Below are 16,977 nucleotides of genomic sequence, written 5' to 3'. Positions count from 1 at the left end.
TTAAGGAAAACTCCAGGGCGGCTTTAAGCCTGGGGTGGTAAGATGGGAGCAATCAAACGAGGAGGAAAACGATATGATCACTTTGCTGACCCTTTCCATTGTTTGCCTGGTGGCGGTGGTCCTGATTTTTGTGGTGCTGGCCATCATCGGCCTGCCTCTGCTGCTGCTGTTGGGCCTGCTGCCCTGGCTGCTGCGCATCGCGGGCGTGGTGCTGCTGGTGAAGGCGCTGTTCGACAAGCCGGTGAAGTGGGAAAACTTTATGCCGGCCATCATCGCCTTCGTCCTGTCCGCCGTACTGGGCTGGATCCTGTAAACAAACACCCCAAAAGCAGCGGGCCGCTTCCATTGGAAGCGGCCCGCTGCTTTGCGCGGACCCAGGAAGGGCCCGCCCGCCGGGAAAACGGCTCCCTTCTGCCTTGTTTGTGCATTTGGAGTACCTTTCGTCAAAACAACAGGGGGGCAGCCTCAAATGAGACTGCCCCTACAAACCGAAATTTACTGAACTCTATTTTTATGCCTTAGAGCAAGGAAAAACTTTCCCAAGAAGTTTCCAAAATACCCATTAATTCCGATTCAGTCAGCGTAGCCAGTTGCGTTGAGACAACATAATCTGTCCAACCAATGGTTGCCTCCATCGCTGTCAGACCGGAGAAAGTCTTGTCTGTTGCCATGTTGTACGCTTCCTCGTCAATGATATTTCCATCAGCGTCCGTATAGGTGGTTACTGCATCCGAATCGGGAGATGCATAGATGCTGTGGCATTGTCCCAACAGAGTGGTGGTAACAACGCCATCTTGCAGAGAAAAGGCAACCCGATTTTGATAGTGCTCCGCCCCACCGTTACGAATATCGTCGCGGAATATATAAAAATAGCAGTCACGCGCCTCGTCAAAATATACCATGTCCGGGTTCGTGATAATGTCCGGCTGGGAATCCCCTTCGGCCATGGAAAACTGGCAGGGAGCTAACGCTGTTTCATCTGTGCCGACCTCCCACAACTTGGTATAGGTATAAAGTCCGGTTCCTTGGCAGGAGGACTGAATGATCTCCAGCCGCCCATTCTGGTCAAGATCGGTAACAGCATAGAAAAACGGTTCAGCAATTAGTTCCGTATCGCCCATCCACACTGCCGTATTATCGGCAATAAGCTGTAACTGGCTGCCATAGGTTATTGTGTTTGAGTCTCTGGATACGGGAGCGCTCTGGCTGGATGAATTACCAGATACTGCATCTGTGTCAGACGTATCCAGCGCGGCCCCACACCCGGCCAAGGCCAGTACTATCAAAAACAGGCACCCGTATATATGCAGTGCACTCCCTGATTCTCGTTTCATAAGTGCCTCCTCAATTCATATTTGGGGCTGTTGACAAAGTCCCTTATCGAAAAAGCAAATAGGTTTTTCTTGCTTGTTTGTTGTTATTTACTGTAAAATATATGCTATTTGATGAACTTTTTGCAAGGCCGTATTTTTGAAAACAGACTTTGTCAACAGCCCCATATTTATCACACTTTTATATTTATATGTATTGTACCATGCAGGCAATCCGTTTTCAATGTATTGTCAAAACGACGGAGATTTTAAGCGCGCACAGATGGCGTAAAAGGGACAAAACCGGCCGAGTAGTGACTTTCAGGAAAAAAGATGGTAAAATACGTTTTATGTATCCAAGGGAGGCACCCTATGAACGATTTTGACGCCCTGCTGGTCCGGGTGCTGGATCAGGCCAGGGCCCTGAAGATCCCGGTTTCCGCCCAGATCCGGCCCCACGTGACGGTGAACCGGCGGGCGGTGACCCGCTTCGGCTGCTGCATCCGGCGGGGAGAGGCATTTGAGATCGAACTGAGCCAGCGCCTGCTGGAGGCTGCGGAAGGGGCGTGCCTGCAGACACTGGCCCACGAGGCGCTCCATACCTGCCCCGGCTGCCGGGACCACGGGCAGCGGTGGAAGGCCTACGCCGCGCGGATGAACGCCGCCTACGGCTATGCCATCGCCCGCACGGGGACCTGCCAGGCCCTCGGCGTGCCCGATGTGCGGCCGGAGCGCTACCGGCTGGTTTGCCAGAGCTGCGGCGCGCAGTTTTGCCGCGCCAGAGCCTCTGCGCTGGTGCGCCATCCGGAGCGCTACCGCTGCAAGTGCGGCGGGGCGCTGAAACGGGTATACTGAAGAGAGACGAAGCGACCAAGGAAGGTGTTCGATACGAAAGCCAACAAGAAGGCCCTGTTCAACCGCATTTTTTCCATTGCCGGACTGACGGTGGGGGGCGCGATCCTGGCGGCTCTGGTGGTGCATGTCTTCCGCACCATGGACGTGCGCGCCCTGCTGAGGCAGACCCGGCCCCTGTGGCTGGTGGGGGCGGCGCTGTGCGTTCCGGTCAGCGAGAGCATCGACGCGCTTATTTTTTACGGCATGGGAAAGGGGGCGGGCTGCCCGATGCGCCTGACCGGCTGCTTCGATGCGGCCTATATCGGGGAATTTTACTATAAGCTGGGCCCCGCCGGTATGCCGGTGCAGCTCAAGCTGATGTACGACGCGGGCCTGTCCGCTACCTACACCGCATCCATCTACACCTGGAAGCTGGTGGCCAACACCGTGGTCTACACCGTTTACGCCCTGGCCGCGCTGGCCTATAAGCTGGTCTTTCATGGGGAGAGCATCGGTCCCGCGGTCATCGGGGCGGCCTTCCTGATTGTTCTGTACGTGGCGCTGTGCACGCTGGCGGTCTTCACCGCCATTCGCCCCGCGCCCATTCAGCGGCTCATCCGCCGCATCCTGGAGTGGCTCTCCCGGCATACCAAGGTCATGGCCAAGCCCGGCCGGGTAGAGGCGGGCATGGGCAAGGTGGACGAGTTCTGCCGGCAGCTGGCCGACCTGCGGGGCAACAAGCGCCTGCTGGCCGGACTGTTCGCCGCCATGTTCCTGGAGCTGGGGGCCCTGTTCGCCGTGCCGTATTTCCTCTTTCACGGCCTGGGACTCGGCGGGCACTCCTTTGTGGAGCTGCTGCTGGTACAGTGCCTGGTGATGGTCATCTCCCGGATCGTTTTGCTGCCCGGCAACGCGGGGGGCGCGGAAGGCAGCTTTTATCTGTTTATGAGTCCCATCTTCGGGGAGCATGTGGCGGTGGGAATGGTGCTCTGGCGCTTTGCCGCGTTTCTGGAGGTCATGCTGCTGGGCGGCGTGTGGTCGGTGGTGCGCTTTGCCAAGCGCAGCGCCAGGGGATAAGGAGGCTTCCGTGAGGCGGAAATATACCCGGTTAAAACTGAAAATGCTCCTGTTCGTAGTGGCGGGCACCCTCATCGCCGGGCTGGCGGGCCTGTTCCTGCTGGAGGTGGTGGTGGACGGCGTGCTTCAGGACCCCTTTGCCCGCTTTTTTGTCTGGGCGGCCCGCACGCTGTTCGGCCAGAGCGAGTATGAGGCCCTGGAGCTCTACCGGCAGGCCATTCGCGGCAACAAGCAGGCGTTTTTGACGGCGGGCATGCTGGTGCTGATGCTGGCGGCGTTCTACCTGGCCATGGGGCGCTTTACCCGCTGGCTGGAGGAGATCCGCCTGGCGCTGCGCCGGGTGGTGGAAGAGCAGGACGCGCCGGTGCGCCTGCCACGGGAACTCTCTCCGCTCCAGGAAGATCTGGACGCGCTCCAGCGTCAGATGAAGCAGCGGGAGGACGCCGCCCGGGAGAGCGAGCAGCGCAAGCAGGATCTGGTGGCCTTTCTGGCCCACGATCTGAAGACTCCGCTCACCTCGGTGGTGGGCTATCTGACGCTGCTGCGGGACGAGCCGGGGCTGGATGCGGCCCAGCGGGCCAAGTTCACCGGGATCGCCCTGGATAAGGCCGAGCGGCTGGAGGAGCTGTTGGGCGAATTTTTCGATATCACCCGCATGGACCTGGACAGCGGCGCGGGGGAACGGCATCCCATCCAGCTCTCCATGCTGCTGGAGCAGCTCTCCGACGAGTTTTACCCCCTGTTTGCGGAAAAGGAGCTGGAGTGTACCGTGGAGATCCAGCACCACCTGGTGGTGCTCGGCGACCCGGACAAACTTGCCCGGGTCTTCGATAACGTGCTGCGCAACGCGGTCAGCTACAGTACGCCCGGCGGCCGGGTGGAGGTCCGGGCCCGGAAGGTGGAACGGCAGGCCGAGATCGTCGTCCGGAACGAGGGGCTGGAGATCCCCGAAGGAGAGCTGGCCAATATTTTCCACAAATTTTACCGGCTGGACGCCGCCCGCTCCACCCGGACCGGCGGGGCGGGACTGGGCCTTGCCATTGCGAAGGAGATCGTGGAGCTGCACGGGGGCGCGATCCGGGCGGAGAGCAACGGGCGCTTTACCAGCTTCGTGATCACTTTGCCCCTATTCGAGGAGGATTAAATGGAGCAACTGGAACAGGCCCTGGCGTATCTGGGGCGCGATCCGCTGTTTTATATGGATATGCTGGAGCCCCTGCGCCGGGGGACGGCGGAGCTGCTGTACGCGGAGGAAGATGGGGTGCTGCTCTGCGAGAGCGGCGGGATACACATGATGAGCGCCGCCGGCCCGGCGGCGGCGGAGCGCTGCTTTGCCCTGCTGAGCCGGTGCGCGATGCTGGTGGGCCATGAGCTGTGGTACAAGGCCGAGGCGGTGCGGCGCTTTGGCCTGCACGAGGAGCAGATCTGTTATCAGGCCGCCTGGCTGGCGCCGGAACCCCCCGCCGCCGCGCCCTTCGGCGGGGAGCTGCGGCTGCTGGGGGAGGAAATGGCCCAGTGGGTCTATGATCACTACAGCCACCCCTTCGGCGGGGTAGCCTACATGCAGGGGGCGCTCCGGCGGGGGATGCTGGGGGCCTTTGTGGACGGCGCCTGTGCGGGGTTTGCCGGATTCCATGAGGAGGGGAGCATCGGCATGCTGGAGGTGCTGCCCGCCTACCGCCGCCGCGGCGTGGGGGAGGCCCTGCTCCGCGGCGCGGTGCGCCTGGCCCTGGAGCGGGGGCAGTATGCCTTCGGCCAGGTCTTTACAGACAACCAGGCGTCCCTGGCCCTCCAGCGCAAGGTGGGGATGAGCGTATCCCGGGAGCGGCTGTTCTGGCTGTTTTGAGCCGTGCGGCGCAGAGGCCCCGCAGCGTTCACCCGCAAGGAGCGTTCCGCGGCCGCCGCCATTCCCGCAGCAAGAGCGGCCCTGCGGGCGGTTGCGCTCCGAGTTCTCCGGAGGGCCCTCTGGGGATGCGCGTCGGGAATGACACCTCTCAGGACGGACTGGGCGACTTTTCTGCAGGGATCGAGCCCTGTCCGTCATGCATCCCTCGGTCGAAAAAGGCCTTTTTTAACAAGCTAAGGCGCGGCCCCGACTCAGGTCGGGGCCGCGCCGCTTTTACGCGCTTTTTACCGCTGATCCAGGGGGATAAACGTGCGCATGGGGGCCACGGCCTTGTAGGCCGGGCGGATAATCCGGTTGCCGGGCTGATAGACTTCCTCGATCCGGTGGGCGCACCAGCCTACCATGCGGGCCACGGCAAAGAGGGGGGTGTACAGCTCCTGCGGGATGCCCATCATCTTGTAGACCATGCCGGAGAACAGGTCCACGTTGGCGCAGACCACCTTGTCCTCGCCCTTGACGGAGAGGAGCACCTCCGGGGTGAGCCGCTCCACGCTCTCGTAAAGCTCGAACTCGTCCAGCATCCCCTTGGTGGCGGCAAGCTTCTTGGCAAACCGCTTAAGGATGACGGCCCGGGGGTCGGAGAGGGTGTAGATGGCGTGTCCCATCCCGTAGATGAGCCCAGAGCGGTCTCCCGCCTCCTTCCGCAGCAGGGCGCCCAGGTAGGCGCGCACCTCGTCGTCGTCCTTCCAGTCGTGCACGTTCTCCTGGATGTGGGAGAACATCTCCATGACCTTTTTGTTGGCGCCGCCGTGGCGGGGGCCCTTGAGGGAGCCTACGGCGGCGGCAATGGCGGAATAGGTGTCGGTACCCGAGGAGGAGAGCACCCGGCAGGCGAAGGCGGAGTTGTTGCCGCCGCCGTGCTCGGCGTGCAGCACCAGGCACAGGTCCAGCAGCTTGGCCTCCTGGTCGGTGTACCGGTTGTCGTGCCGGACCGAGTAGAGGAAGTTCTCCGCCACGCTCAGGCCCTCCTGAGGCCGGTGGAGGTAAAGCGATTCATTGTCGTAGTAGTGCCGCTTCACCGCGAAGGCGTGGGCCACGATGACGGGCACCCGGGCGATGAGCTGCACGGCCTGGCGCAGCTGATTGGGCAGAGACATGTCGTCCGGGTCGTCGTCATAGGAATACAGAGCCAGCACCGAGCGGGCCAGTTTGTTCATCACGTCGGGGCTGGGGGCCTTGAGGATCATATCCTCGGTAAACATCCGGGGCAACGAGCGGTGGTCGGACAAAAGCTGCTGAAAGGCGGACAGCTGCCCGCGGGTGGGCAGGGAGCCCATCAGCAGCAGATAGGCGGTCTCTTCAAAGCCGAACCGGCCCTCGCTCATAAAACCGTCGATCAGCTCCTCCACGTCGATCCCCCGGTAGACCAGCTTGCCGGGCATGGGGACCCGCTCGCCGTCCTGGACATAGTAGCCCAGCACGTTGCCGATCTGGGTCACACCGGCCATGACGCCGGTCCCGTCGGCGTTGCGCAGGCCGCGTTTTACGTTATAGGTCTCATAAAAGGCCGGGTCGATGTAGTTATGTCTGCGGTATTCTCCGCATAGACTTTCGATAAAGCCCTTCGCAATCTCCTTGTCCTCATTCTGCATGCTGTGACGCTCCTTTGCCCATCTTTGTTGCGGTCTATTGTATCCTTTTTTTGCCGCGCCGTCAATGGGGAGGGAAGACAAATCCGAAGCTTCCGGTGGAGCGCCTTTTGGTTTAGACGAATAAAGCGAAAAAGCAAAAGTGAAATAGGAAGCCTGGAAACTTGCAAAAGACGGACGGAGGGAATGGATATGAAACAGGTCGTGGCCACGGCTCTGGCGCTGCTGCTGCTGTTGTTCCTGCTGCCGCTGCTGCTGGTGCGGCAGGACGGGCCGGGGACGGCGCAGGAGAGCGCCGCCCCTACCGGCGAGCTGCCCATCGACCGCACGGTGGTCACGCCCGCGCGCTCCGAGGACGCAGCGGTCACGGTCCGGGTCTCGATAGGGGACGGCGAGGTGCTCACGCTCCCGCTGGACAAATACCTGTGGCGGGTGGTGGCCGCTGAAATGCCGGCTTCCTTCGAACCCGAGGCCCTCAAGGCGCAGACGGTGGCCGCCCGCACCTACACCCTGGCCAAGATGGGGCGCACGGTGCAAAACCATCCCGACGCCGACGTGTGTACCGACATCAACTGTTGCCAGGCCTATATCGAACCGGACCAGGCGGCGGAGAACTGGGGAGAAAACACCCAGGTCTATACCGCCAAGATCAGCGCCGCCGTGGCGGATACCGACGGCGTGGCGGCCCTGTACGACGGCGCGCCCATCCAGGCGGTCTTCTTTTCCTCCGCCGCCGGGCGCACGGTGGACGCGGTGGAGGTCTGGGGCAACGCCGTGCCCTACCTGTCCGGGGTGGACAGCCCGGAGGGAGAGGAGGTGCCCAACTACCACAGCACGGCGTCGGTGCCGGTGGAGGAGTTCAAACGCACGCTGCTGGCGAAGGTTCCGCAGGCCGACCTGTCCGGTCCGCCCTCCGGGTGGTTTGGGGAGACCGTCCGCAATTCCGCCGGGGGCGTGTCCAGCGTGACGGTAGGCGGCGCAGCCGTGACGGGGAGCGCCCTGCGGGAGCTGTTTTCTCTGCGCTCGGCCAACTTCACTGTCACCGCGGACGAAAGCGCGGTCACCTTCTCCGTCACCGGCTACGGCCACGGGGTGGGGATGAGCCAATATGGGGCCAACGCCCTGGCACGGCAGGGAAAGACCTATGAAGAGATCCTGAAATGGTACTATACCGGCATTGAGCTGGGGCGCTATTCCCCCGCTGGGTGACGGCGGGTTCTCCGGCGGCAGAAACAGCAGCGGGCGGCAGCGCGGGCGTCTGCGCCGGGAGGGCCGCGTCCGCCGCTCCGCACGGGACGATTTTCGCCCCGCGCGCAGGGCGGGCAGCGGGAGCAGGCGGGGGCGCAGATGGAGCGGTTGACAGCTGTGGTATAATAAATAGGGCGTCTTTGTGCCCTATTTTATGGTAAAGTGAGAGATCGCACATGAGTACACGCTATGACGTCGCCATCATCGGCTGCGGTGAGGCCGGGATCTTCGCGGGCTATGAGCTGATGCGCCTGTGCCCCTCCCTGAAAGTGGTCACCCTGGATCAGGGCTCCGATATCTATACCCGCAGCTGCCCCATCGTGGCAGGCAAGGTGAAGGAGTGCATCCACTGCAAGATCTGCGATACCATGTGCGGCTTCGGCGGGGCGGGGGCTTTCTCCGACGGGAAATATAATTTCACTACCGCGTTCGGCGGCTGGCTCACCGATTTTATGGACGCCAAAGAGGTCATGGATCTGATCGACTATGTGGATTCCATCAACGTGCGCCACGGCGCGACCGACCAGGTTTTTTCCACCGATACCCCCGCCGCCCGCGCCCTGGAGAAAAAAGCGCTGGAGTTTGACCTGCACCTGCTCCAGGCCCGGTGCAAGCACCTGGGCACGGAGAACAACCTGAAGATCCTCCAGAGCATCTACGAGACCGTGCGGGAGCACGTGGAGTACCGCTTCCGCACCAGCGTGGCCTCTATCGAGGTCCTGGGGACGGAGGGCTACCGTCTGGTCACCGATCGGGGGGAGCCGGTGGACTGCCGCTGGCTCATCGCCGCGCCCGGACGCTCCGGGGCGGAGTGGTTCTCCAACCAGTGCAAGGGCCTGGGTCTGGAGCTGATCAACAACCAGGTGGACATCGGCGTGCGGGTGGAGCTGCCCGCAAAGGTCTTCGAGCACATCACCGACGTGGTGTATGAGTCCAAGCTGGTCTACCGCACCAAGCAGTACGGCGACCAGGTGCGCACCTTCTGCATGAACCCCTACGGCCATGTGGTGGCCGAGAACGTGGAGGGCATCAACACCGTCAACGGCCACTCCTACTCCGACCCTGCCCTGCAGAGCGAAAACACCAATTTTGCTCTGCTGGTATCCAACCGCTTTACCCAGCCCTTCAACGAGCCCTACCGCTACGGCAAGCATATCGCCTCTTTGTCCAACATGCTGGCCGGCGGCGTGCTGGTGCAGCGCTTCGGGGACCTGGTCAGCGGTATCCGCACCAACGAGCACCGCATGAGCAAGTCGTTTGTACGTCCCACCCTTACCGCCGCAGTGCCGGGGGATTTGTCCCTGGCCCTGCCCAAGCGGCAGCTGGACGATATCATCGAGATGATCTATCAGCTGGACAAGCTGGCCCCCGGCACGGCCAATTACGATACGCTGCTCTACGGCGCGGAGGTCAAATTCTACTCTGCCCGCCTGGCCCTGTCCGGGGAGCTGGAGACCGCTCTGCCCGGCTTCTTTGCCGCAGGGGACGGAGCGGGGGTCACCCGCGGGCTGGCCCAGGCCGGCGCCTCCGGCGTCAAGGTAGCCCGGGTCATTGCCCGGAGGTTGTCCGAGCAGGGATAACAGACAAGGCCCGCGGCACTGCCGCGGGCCTTTGGCTTTGTCAGGGGTAGACTTTTTTTACGTTCTCTGAAATTTCAGACAGGGCCTTGCTGGCCTCCATGTCGCAGCGGTGGCTGCGGGCCAAGTCCCCCAGGGAGACCATGCCCACCACTCTGCCGTCCTCCAGCACCGGCAGCCGGCGCACCTGTCGGGCGGCCATGAGCCGGGTGGCCTCCCTTGCGTCGTCGTCGGGGGAGACCACTGCGCAGTTGCGGCTCATGATGTCCTTGACGGGGGTCTGGGCCGGGTCCTCCTCCGCCGCCACGCAGCGCAGGACGATATCCCGGTCGGTGACGATGCCGCGCAGGCCGCCGTCCTCCCCGCAGACGGGCAGGGAGCCCAGATTATGCCGGGACAGCAGCCGCGCGGCCAGGGAAGCCGACTCGCCGGGTGTGATGGAGACCACGCTGGGGTTCATCAGATCGCGTACTTGCATGGAAAAACCGCCTTTCTGTCCAAACGATACCGATAGTTTGGGCCTGAAACGGCGGTTTTATTCCTGCTGCAGCTCCAGGTTGCGCCGCAGCGGGCCCGGGCCCCGCCAGGCGAAGGCCCGCGTGCCGTATTTGGACTGGAAGCTCCGGTTGCTCAGGCCGTCCAGATCAGCGGGGGTGAGACGGTCGATCAGATCCTCCCGGAACTCCGGCAGGGGCGATCGGGCGGCGTGGTGATTGTATGGACAGGCGCGCTGGCACAAATCGCAGCCCCAGACATAGGGGTGCGCGGCCACCAGGGCCGCCTCCTCGTCCGTCAGGCGCTTCTGCTGGGTCAGCTGAGAGAGACAGCGCTCCCGGTCTGCGCCGCCGGGTCCCAGCGCGCCCACCGGGCAGGCGGCGGCGCAGCGGCCGCAGTCCTCGCAGGCGGGCGCGGCCTCCCGCTCCGGCAGCGCCAGCGCAGCGCCGGTGAGGATGGTCCCCAAAAACAGGAAGGAGCCGTAAGGGGGCAGGATAAGCAGCCCGTGGCGGCCCACCTTGCCCAGCCCGGCCAGCCGGGCGGCCTCCCGCTCCGGCAGGGGGGAGTTGTCGGCGGCGGGCAGAAAGGATTCCATCGGGTATTGGCGAGATAAAAAATCACAAACCGTATTCAGCCTGCGGGCGAGGGCGCGGTGATAATCCTCCCCCCGGGCATACAGAGACAGATTACCGGGCCGGTCTCCGGCGTAATAGGGGAACGCGGCCACCAGCACCGTCCTGGGCTGGGGACATTGGGCGCGGACCTTTTCCTGATCCTCCCGGGTCATTTCCGGAGTAAGGCGGTCATAGGCCACGCCGCCCCAGGCGGCGGCTCCGGCGGCGCGAAAGGCCTGGTCCAGAGCGGTCATCGCCCGTCGTACCGCTCCAGCGTCCGCCGGGCCAGCTCCCCGTCCGGGATGCAGGGCTCGGGGCCGCTTTTGCGCTTTTGCTGGGTCTCGCAGCCCTTGCCCGCCAGCAGAACCACGGCGGGCCGCCGGGCGCCCAGGATAGCCTGCTCCACCGCCTGCTCCCGGTTGGGCACCACGGTGTACGCCTTCCCATGACGCTGTAAAAACACCCCGATATCGGCGCAGATCGCCTCCACCGCCTCGGGGCCGGGGTCGTCCTCGGTGAGGATGACCCGGTCGGCCAGTTCTCCGGCGGCGTTGCCCATCCCCTCCCGGCGGTCGATGCCCTTGCCGCCGGTGCAGCCGAAGAGCACCGTCAGCTCCCGGCCGGGGTATTCCTGGCGCACGGAGGAGAGGGCGTTGCGCAGGCTCATGCCGTTGTGGGAGTAGTCTACGATGACGGAGATGGCCCCGTCGGCGCTCTGGTAATGCTCCATGCGCCCGGGCACGAAGGCGCGCAGCAGTCCCCCGGCCACCGCGTCCTCCGGGACGCCGTAGACCTGGCACGCCGCCACGGCGGCCAGGGCGTTGTCCACGTTGAACAGCCCCGGCGTGGAGATGGCCAGCTCCCGCTCATAAGAGGGGGTGCGCACGCGGAAGACGATGCGCCCGCCCTGCTTGCGGATCTGGTCGGCGTACACGTCGGCGGAGGGAAACTTCCGCGAGAAGGTGATCACGCTGGGGCAGGCCCGGGCGGCCGCCCAGATGCGGTCGGCCTTGTCGCTGTCCAGATTCACGCAGGCGGCGGCGGCCTGCCGGAAAATGAGCAGCTTGGAATTCAGATAATCCTCCAGATCAGGGTGCTCCACCGGGGAGATGTGGTCCTCCCCGATATTGAGGAAGACCGCGCAGGCCAGCTCCACACCGATGACCCGGCCGTATTTCAGCGCCTGGCTGGACACCTCCATGGTCAAATAGTCCGCCTCCGCCGAGGCGGCGTTCCACAGGTGGCGCTGCAGGTCCAGCGGTTCCGGCGTGGTGAGCTTGGCGGGACGGCGCTCTACGCCGTCGTCGGTGACGATGGTGGACAGCAGGGCGCTGGCCCGGCGGCCCTGGCCCTCCAGCCAAATATCCAAAATGGACTTGAGGTAATAGGCCGTGGTGGTTTTGCCCTTGGTACCGGTAATGCCGGTGATGCGCAGCTGTCCGGAGGGATGGCCGTAGGCGGCGTCGGCCAGCAGCCCCATGGCCTGCCGGATGTCCGTGACCTGGATGCAGGGCAGGGGAACGTCCGGATAGGGGGTTTGGCTGACGTAGGCGAACGCCCCCTGCTCCAGCGCGGAGCGGAGGTATTCCGCTTTGAATCGCGCGCCCTTGCAGAGAAAGAGCGTGCCGGGGATGACCCGCTTGGAGTCGCAGGACACCAGAGCCACGGGGCGGGTCAGGTCGGCGGCCAGGGGGGAATCGCCGCAGAGCAGGCCGCGGCGCTGGAGCAGCTGATAATAGCCGCCGAGCGGCAGACGGGGCCGGTCCATCATGTACGTCACCACCAGTTGAAAGAATGATCGCATGGGCGGGGAGGGCGCCGCAGCGCCTATACCATGCGCAATTTATAGCCGCAGGCGGTGATGCACCGCTCGGCCAGCACGTCCATGGCGTCCAGATAATAATCGGGCAGGCTGTGATAGGTGCGGTAGACGGACAGCTCCGTGCAGGCGAGGATGGCACTGTCGCACCCGGCGCCGCGCAGCCAGCGGTCGATGACGGCAAATTTCTCCCGGCTGCCCTTCTCGCCCCGCTTGATCTCATCGTAGATGATGCCCATGACCAGCTTCTGCACCTCGGGCGGGGGAGCGACGGCGAGGATGCCCTGCGCGGCGCATTCCTTCTGATAGACCCCGGTCTGCACGGTGCCGTCGGTGGCCAGGACGCCCACCTTCCGCTTCCCCGACCGGGCCAGTACGGCCACGGTCTCCCGGGGCATGTGGATCAGGGGCGCCTCCAGCTCCTTCTGGAGCCGGTCGGCAAAAAAATGGGAGGTGTTGCAGGGGATGGCCAGCACGGTGCAGCCGCTGCGCTCCAGCAGACGGGCGTCGGCCAAAAGCCGCTGATAGCAGCCCTCCGCATCCCCGCCCAGGATGGCGGTGGTGCGATCGGGCATACCGGTGTCGCTGAGGATCAGGGTGGGCAGGTGTTCCTGGTCGCAGGCGGCGTCGGTGCGGTCCAGGATGCGCTGGTAAAAATCCTGGGTGGCCTGGGGTCCCATGCCGCCTAAAATGCCAAGGCGCTGTTCGCTCATTTCGCCTTCTCCATACTGGAGGCGTACCAGCCCACATAGCGGCGCTGCCCCTTGAGGATGCGCAGCTTATGGAAGAAGCCCCGGTCGGCAGGATAGAACAGCGGATTGACGGAGGCGCCCGCCTGATCCAGGCTGCGCATCTCCCCGTGGTAAGCCGGGTTCACGTAGTCGTAGGCCACCGCCTTGGGAATGACCCACCAGAGATGGCGGTTTTCCACTACCGTCAGGGGCGCGCTGGTGTGCTCAATGCGGTCCTCCACCAGGTACCTGGCCAGGTTGTACCCCGCGCCGGTGACGTAATAGTTGCTGCGGCCCTGGCGGCAGTTGATCTCAAAGGCCTTGAATTTTCCGTCCCGCTGGTCGTACTTGATATCGAAGTTGGAGAAGCCGGTAAAGCGGATCGCCTCCAGGAACGCCCGCAGCTTTTCACACAGCTCCGGCGAGCGCTCGGTGATGATGACGGCGTGGTTGCCGATGGCATGGTCGGTATGCTCCTCCAGCAGCACATGGCCCACGCACATCAGGCGGACCTTGCCGTCCGCGCCGGAGTAGTTGGTGACCACCCGCATAAAGCTGTCGTCTCCGGGGATAAAGTCCTGGAGGATCAGGGAATCCTCATACCCCGCCCCGTAGATGTCGTCGATGACCTGATCCACCTCCGCGCGGGTCTGGAGCACGTAGGCCTTCTTCTGGGTGGGGAAGGGATGCTTCCAGTAGGTGTCCGACTCGGCGGGCTTGACTACAAAGGGGCCGTCGAAGGGCAGGGTGAAGTCGTGACCCATGCCCTTGTGATAGACCACGGTGTCGGGATAATCGATGCCGTACTGCTCGCAGAGCTGATAAAAGCGCTCCTTGTGGATGAGCGTCTCCAGCAGGTCCAGCGGCACATAGGGCGCCACGACGTTGCCCGGAAAGCGGGGCAGGTTGGCGGAGATGGCGTTGAGGTAGTTATCCCCGCAGCCCAGCACCAGAATGGTTTTGTCCGGGTGCGCCCCGGCCACCTCGGTGACGTTCTCCAGCACCGTGTCCGCCCGGTCGTTGTGCGCGCGCACCCGGTAGTCGATGATGGTGCTGCCGGCGCAGACGCTGGCCGGGTACATGCCGTATACCACGCTTTGGATGCCGTAGGCCTCGTGGAAGGCGCGGGCCATGCTGTAGGCGTTGATATCGGAGCCGAGCAGCACGGGGATGAATTCAGTTGCCATGTTGGAATGCCCCCTGAAAGGTGATTTCATACCAGCTGCCGCCCATGGGGCGCACCCGGCTGGCGGGGTAGGCCTGCTCCAGCGCCTGGGCCTCCCCTTCCTGGAGCCGCAGCTCCCGGCGGCAGATCTCGCCGCCGGAAAAGCAGTCGGAGATCAGGCGCTCCAGGCGCTGCCCCTCCGGCTTTCTCTCTATTGTAGTCATGTTCCGCTCTCCTTAGTAGGAATTTCGCTCTGAAATCGTCTCCCGCGCCGCTGGAAAACCGTACGGCGCCCAGGGGGAGGCGGCGGGCGTTCTGCCGCGCGGCGGGCGCAGCGTGCGCTTCCGGTCGGTCATCCCGCGGCCCGCTTCACCTGGTAGACCCCCTGGATCTGCCCCAGCTTGTTGATGACGGCGGAGAGCTCCTCCTGGTTCTTGACCTCCAGGACGATATTGACGCTGGCGTAGCCGTCTGGCATGGAGCGGGCGGAGAGGCTGGTGGTCTTCACCTTGGCGGCGGAGAGCGCCATGGCCACGTCCAGGGTGAGCCCGTCCCGGTCCTTGGCCGAGATCTCCAGGGAGGTCTGATAGCTGGCCAGCTCCCCCGCCGCCCAGGACACCCGGATCCAGCGCCCCGCCTCCTCGGGCTTGCGGCGCTCGGCGGCGGCGTTGGGGCAGTCCTGCCGGTGGACGGACACGCCGAAGCCGCGGGTGATAAAGCCCACCACGGGGTCCCCGGGCACGGGCGTGCAGCACTTGGCGAACTTCACCAGACAGTTGTCCAGGCCCTCCACGATGATACCCGATTCGCTCTTCCGGCCCGCTCTGGGGGGCGGGGCGGAGGCGGCGCCGGTGGCGGGATGGATCGCCTCCTGGGCGGCGCGCTCGGCGGCCTGCTGCTCCGCCTGGACGCGGCCCAGACGGGCGATCTCGTCCTTGATGCGCACCACCGCCTTCTGGGCGGACATGCCGCCGTAGCCGATGGCGGCGTACAGCTCGTCCAGAGTGCCGAAGCGCGCCTTTTTCAGCACGAAGGGCAGCACGTCCTCGGCGGTGATGGCCGCCAGGGAGAGGCCGGCGTGCTTCAGTTCCGATTCGAAGCAGGCGCGGCCGGTGGCGATGTTCTCCTCCCGGCGTTCCTTTTTGAACCACTGGCGGATCTTGTTGCGGGCCTCGTTGGATTTGCAGATTTTCATCCAGTCCCGGCTGGGGCCGTGGGCGGACTTGGAGGTGATGACCTCTACGATATCGCCGTTTTTCAGGGCGGTGTCAAAGGGCACCATGCGGCCATTGACCTTGGCGCCCGTCATGTGGTTGCCCACCGCGGAATGGATGTTGTAGGCAAAGTCGATGGGGGTGGCCCCGGCGGGCAGGTTGATCACGTCGCCCCGGGGGGTGAACACGAACACCTCGTCGGCGAACAGGTCCACCCGCATGGTGCGCACGAATTCCTCCGCGTCGATGTCCTGCTGGCTTTCCAAAAGCTTGCGCACCCACTCGAAGGCCTCCTCGGTGCCCAGCTTCTCGTTGGCCATGCCCTGCTTGTACTTCCAGTGGGCGGCGATGCCGTATTCCGCCGTGTGGTGCATTTCCCAGGTGCGGATCTGTACCTCGAAGGGCAGCCCCTCCCGGCCGATGACGGTGGTGTGCAGGCTCTGGTAGCCGTTGGGCTTGGGGGTGCCGATATAGTCCTTGAAGCGGCCCAGCACCGGCTTGTAGAGATCGTGGATGACGCCCAGCACATTGTAGCAGTCGGGGATATCATCCACGATGACCCGGAACGCGTACAGGTCGAAGATCTCGTCCATGGTCTTGTTCTGGGCGTACATCTTGCGGTAGATGGAGTAGATGTGCTTGACCCGGCCGTAAATGGTGCAGCGGATGCCCTCCTCGTCCAGCCGCTCCTGGATGCGCTTTTGGATGCCGGAGAGGAATTCCTCATGGGCGGAGGAGCGGGCGGCCAGTTCGTCGGCGATCTCCTGGTAGCCGATGGGGTCCAGATATTTCAGGGAGGTGTCCTCCAGCTCCCATTTGATGCGCTGCATGCCCAGACGGTGCGCGATGGGGGCGTAGATCTCCATGGTCTCCAGGGCCTTCTCCTTCTGCTTGCGGGGGGTCTGGTAGGCCATGGTGCGCATGTTGTGCAGCCGGTCGCAGATCTTGATGAGGATCACCCGGATGTCCTTGGCCATGGCCATGAGCATCTTGCGCAGGTTCTCCATCTGCTCCTCTTCCTTGGAGGTGTACTGCACCCGCGTCAGCTTGGTGACCCCCTCCACCAGATCGGCCACGGTGATGCCGAAGAGCTTGGCGATCCCTTCGTGCGTGACGCCGGTGTCCTCGATGCAGTCGTGGAGCAGGGCGGCAATGATGGAGTCGGTGTCCAGCTCCAGCTCGGCCACAATCTCCGCTACCGCCAGGGGGTGGGTGATATAGGCAGAGCCGTCCTTGCGCAGCTGTCCGGCGTGGGCGTTATCGGCGTAATTGAACGCGTTGAACAGGCGCTGGGTGTCCAGCGCCGGGTTATAGGTCTTGATCTTGTCTTCCAGGGCGTGATAGCGCTCCAGGATGGGGTCCATAACAGGCCACCTCCGGCGAACGCGTTGCGCAGAC

Annotated in this window: 16 protein-coding genes; 7 read left to right on the top strand and 9 right to left on the bottom strand. The window is 63.8% G+C overall.

All coding sequences use genetic code 11. The annotated features are described in order from the left end of the window. Nucleotides 1-73 precede the first annotated feature (73 nt). Nucleotides 74-313: a phage-shock protein gene (locus NE547_RS00330; protein WP_186908774.1), complete on the top strand. Its 240-nt coding sequence runs from the start codon at nucleotides 74-76 to the stop codon at nucleotides 311-313. A 205-nt stretch (nucleotides 314-518) separates the two neighbouring features. Here the strand turns inward: NE547_RS00330 and NE547_RS00325 are convergent, their stop codons facing one another. Further along, entirely contained in the window at nucleotides 519-1,334 is an 816-nt protein-coding gene (locus NE547_RS00325; RefSeq protein WP_256174453.1) for a hypothetical protein, read from the bottom strand. Nucleotides 1,335-1,682: 348 nt separating this feature from the next. On the opposite strand from NE547_RS00325, the gene NE547_RS00320 reads away from it, so the two are divergent. The 4 genes from NE547_RS00320 to NE547_RS00305 are packed head-to-tail and all read left to right on the top strand — an operon-like array spanning nucleotide 1,683 to nucleotide 5,067. Beyond that, the gene (locus NE547_RS00320; protein WP_256174452.1) at nucleotides 1,683-2,165 is read left to right on the top strand and encodes a SprT-like domain-containing protein; all 483 of its coding nucleotides are present in this window, start codon (nucleotides 1,683-1,685) and stop codon (nucleotides 2,163-2,165) included. Nucleotides 2,166-2,189: 24 nt separating this feature from the next. Continuing rightward, nucleotides 2,190-3,221, top strand: coding sequence for a lysylphosphatidylglycerol synthase transmembrane domain-containing protein (locus tag NE547_RS00315; protein ID WP_256174451.1), 1,032 nt, complete (start codon nucleotides 2,190-2,192; stop codon nucleotides 3,219-3,221). Between the two features lie 10 nt (nucleotides 3,222-3,231). Next, nucleotides 3,232-4,365 carry an ATP-binding protein gene (locus NE547_RS00310; protein ID WP_256174450.1) on the top strand — a complete coding sequence of 378 codons (1,134 nt, stop codon included), beginning with the start codon at nucleotides 3,232-3,234 and terminating at the stop codon, nucleotides 4,363-4,365. Next, on the top strand, nucleotides 4,366-5,067 hold the full coding sequence (locus NE547_RS00305; protein ID WP_243204796.1) for a GNAT family N-acetyltransferase: 702 nt from the start codon (nucleotides 4,366-4,368) through the stop codon (nucleotides 5,065-5,067). A gap of 284 nt (nucleotides 5,068-5,351) precedes the next feature. Here the strand turns inward: NE547_RS00305 and NE547_RS00300 are convergent, their stop codons facing one another. Further along, nucleotides 5,352-6,719, bottom strand: coding sequence for a citrate/2-methylcitrate synthase (locus NE547_RS00300; protein ID WP_186908188.1), 1,368 nt, complete (start codon nucleotides 6,717-6,719; stop codon nucleotides 5,352-5,354). A 189-nt stretch (nucleotides 6,720-6,908) separates the two neighbouring features. On the opposite strand from NE547_RS00300, the gene spoIID reads away from it, so the two are divergent. Both spoIID and NE547_RS00290 read left to right on the top strand, forming a co-directional pair. Then, a complete protein-coding gene (gene spoIID / locus NE547_RS00295; RefSeq protein WP_256174448.1) occupies nucleotides 6,909-7,925 on the top strand; it encodes a stage II sporulation protein D in 1,017 nt (338 codons plus the stop codon). 215 nt (nucleotides 7,926-8,140) lie between these two features. Then, a complete protein-coding gene (locus NE547_RS00290) occupies nucleotides 8,141-9,544 on the top strand; it encodes an NAD(P)/FAD-dependent oxidoreductase (protein WP_256174447.1) in 1,404 nt (467 codons plus the stop codon). Nucleotides 9,545-9,584: 40 nt separating this feature from the next. On the opposite strand, the gene NE547_RS00285 is transcribed toward NE547_RS00290, so the two are convergent. From NE547_RS00285 to NE547_RS00255, 7 genes are all read right to left on the bottom strand, one after another. After that, on the bottom strand, nucleotides 9,585-10,019 hold the full coding sequence (locus NE547_RS00285) for a CBS domain-containing protein (RefSeq protein ID WP_186908185.1): 435 nt from the start codon (nucleotides 10,017-10,019) through the stop codon (nucleotides 9,585-9,587). Nucleotides 10,020-10,076: 57 nt separating this feature from the next. Then, a complete protein-coding gene (locus tag NE547_RS00280; protein ID WP_186908184.1) occupies nucleotides 10,077-10,904 on the bottom strand; it encodes an epoxyqueuosine reductase in 828 nt (275 codons plus the stop codon). Beyond that, entirely contained in the window at nucleotides 10,901-12,421 is a 1,521-nt protein-coding gene (locus NE547_RS00275) for a Mur ligase family protein (RefSeq protein ID WP_186908195.1), read from the bottom strand. The genes NE547_RS00280 and NE547_RS00275 overlap by 4 nt, the downstream gene beginning before the upstream one ends. Before the next feature lie 56 nt (nucleotides 12,422-12,477). Continuing rightward, nucleotides 12,478-13,182 carry an aspartate/glutamate racemase family protein gene (locus NE547_RS00270; protein WP_186908183.1) on the bottom strand — a complete coding sequence of 235 codons (705 nt, stop codon included), beginning with the start codon at nucleotides 13,180-13,182 and terminating at the stop codon, nucleotides 12,478-12,480. Then, nucleotides 13,179-14,387, bottom strand: a complete 1,209-nt coding sequence (locus NE547_RS00265; protein ID WP_186908182.1) for an ATP-grasp domain-containing protein — start codon at nucleotides 14,385-14,387, stop codon at nucleotides 13,179-13,181. Before NE547_RS00265 ends, NE547_RS00270 begins: the two co-directional genes overlap by 4 nt. After that, complete coding sequence (locus NE547_RS00260; protein WP_186908181.1) at nucleotides 14,377-14,589, bottom strand: hypothetical protein; 213 nt, start codon at nucleotides 14,587-14,589, stop codon at nucleotides 14,377-14,379. The genes NE547_RS00265 and NE547_RS00260 overlap by 11 nt, the downstream gene beginning before the upstream one ends. A 128-nt stretch (nucleotides 14,590-14,717) precedes the next feature. After that, entirely contained in the window at nucleotides 14,718-16,943 is a 2,226-nt protein-coding gene (locus NE547_RS00255; protein WP_186908180.1) for a bifunctional (p)ppGpp synthetase/guanosine-3',5'-bis(diphosphate) 3'-pyrophosphohydrolase, read from the bottom strand. Nucleotides 16,944-16,977 lie beyond the last annotated feature (34 nt).

This window comes from Flavonifractor sp. DFI.6.63 (assembly GCF_024462255.1).
Taxonomy (GTDB): Bacteria; Bacillota; Clostridia; order Oscillospirales; family Oscillospiraceae; genus Lawsonibacter_A; species Lawsonibacter_A hominis.
This window is presented reverse-complemented; position numbering and strand designations above follow the sequence as displayed.

Coding starts and splice junctions, on each gene's coding strand:
- NE547_RS00330 (WP_186908774.1), top strand. CDS start 74: ATGATCACTTTGCTGACCCTTTCCATTGTTTGCCTGGTGGCGGTGGTC.
- NE547_RS00325 (WP_256174453.1), bottom strand. CDS start 1,334: ATGAAACGAGAATCAGGGAGTGCACTGCATATATACGGGTGCCTGTTT.
- NE547_RS00320 (WP_256174452.1), top strand. CDS start 1,683: ATGAACGATTTTGACGCCCTGCTGGTCCGGGTGCTGGATCAGGCCAGG.
- NE547_RS00305 (WP_243204796.1), top strand. CDS start 4,366: ATGGAGCAACTGGAACAGGCCCTGGCGTATCTGGGGCGCGATCCGCTG.
- NE547_RS00300 (WP_186908188.1), bottom strand. CDS start 6,719: ATGCAGAATGAGGACAAGGAGATTGCGAAGGGCTTTATCGAAAGTCTA.
- spoIID (WP_256174448.1), top strand. CDS start 6,909: ATGAAACAGGTCGTGGCCACGGCTCTGGCGCTGCTGCTGCTGTTGTTC.
- NE547_RS00290 (WP_256174447.1), top strand. CDS start 8,141: ATGAGTACACGCTATGACGTCGCCATCATCGGCTGCGGTGAGGCCGGG.
- NE547_RS00285 (WP_186908185.1), bottom strand. CDS start 10,019: ATGCAAGTACGCGATCTGATGAACCCCAGCGTGGTCTCCATCACACCC.
- NE547_RS00280 (WP_186908184.1), bottom strand. CDS start 10,904: ATGACCGCTCTGGACCAGGCCTTTCGCGCCGCCGGAGCCGCCGCCTGG.
- NE547_RS00275 (WP_186908195.1), bottom strand. CDS start 12,421: ATGATGGACCGGCCCCGTCTGCCGCTCGGCGGCTATTATCAGCTGCTC.
- NE547_RS00270 (WP_186908183.1), bottom strand. CDS start 13,182: ATGAGCGAACAGCGCCTTGGCATTTTAGGCGGCATGGGACCCCAGGCC.
- NE547_RS00265 (WP_186908182.1), bottom strand. CDS start 14,387: ATGGCAACTGAATTCATCCCCGTGCTGCTCGGCTCCGATATCAACGCC.
- NE547_RS00260 (WP_186908181.1), bottom strand. CDS start 14,589: ATGACTACAATAGAGAGAAAGCCGGAGGGGCAGCGCCTGGAGCGCCTG.
- NE547_RS00255 (WP_186908180.1), bottom strand. CDS start 16,943: ATGGACCCCATCCTGGAGCGCTATCACGCCCTGGAAGACAAGATCAAG.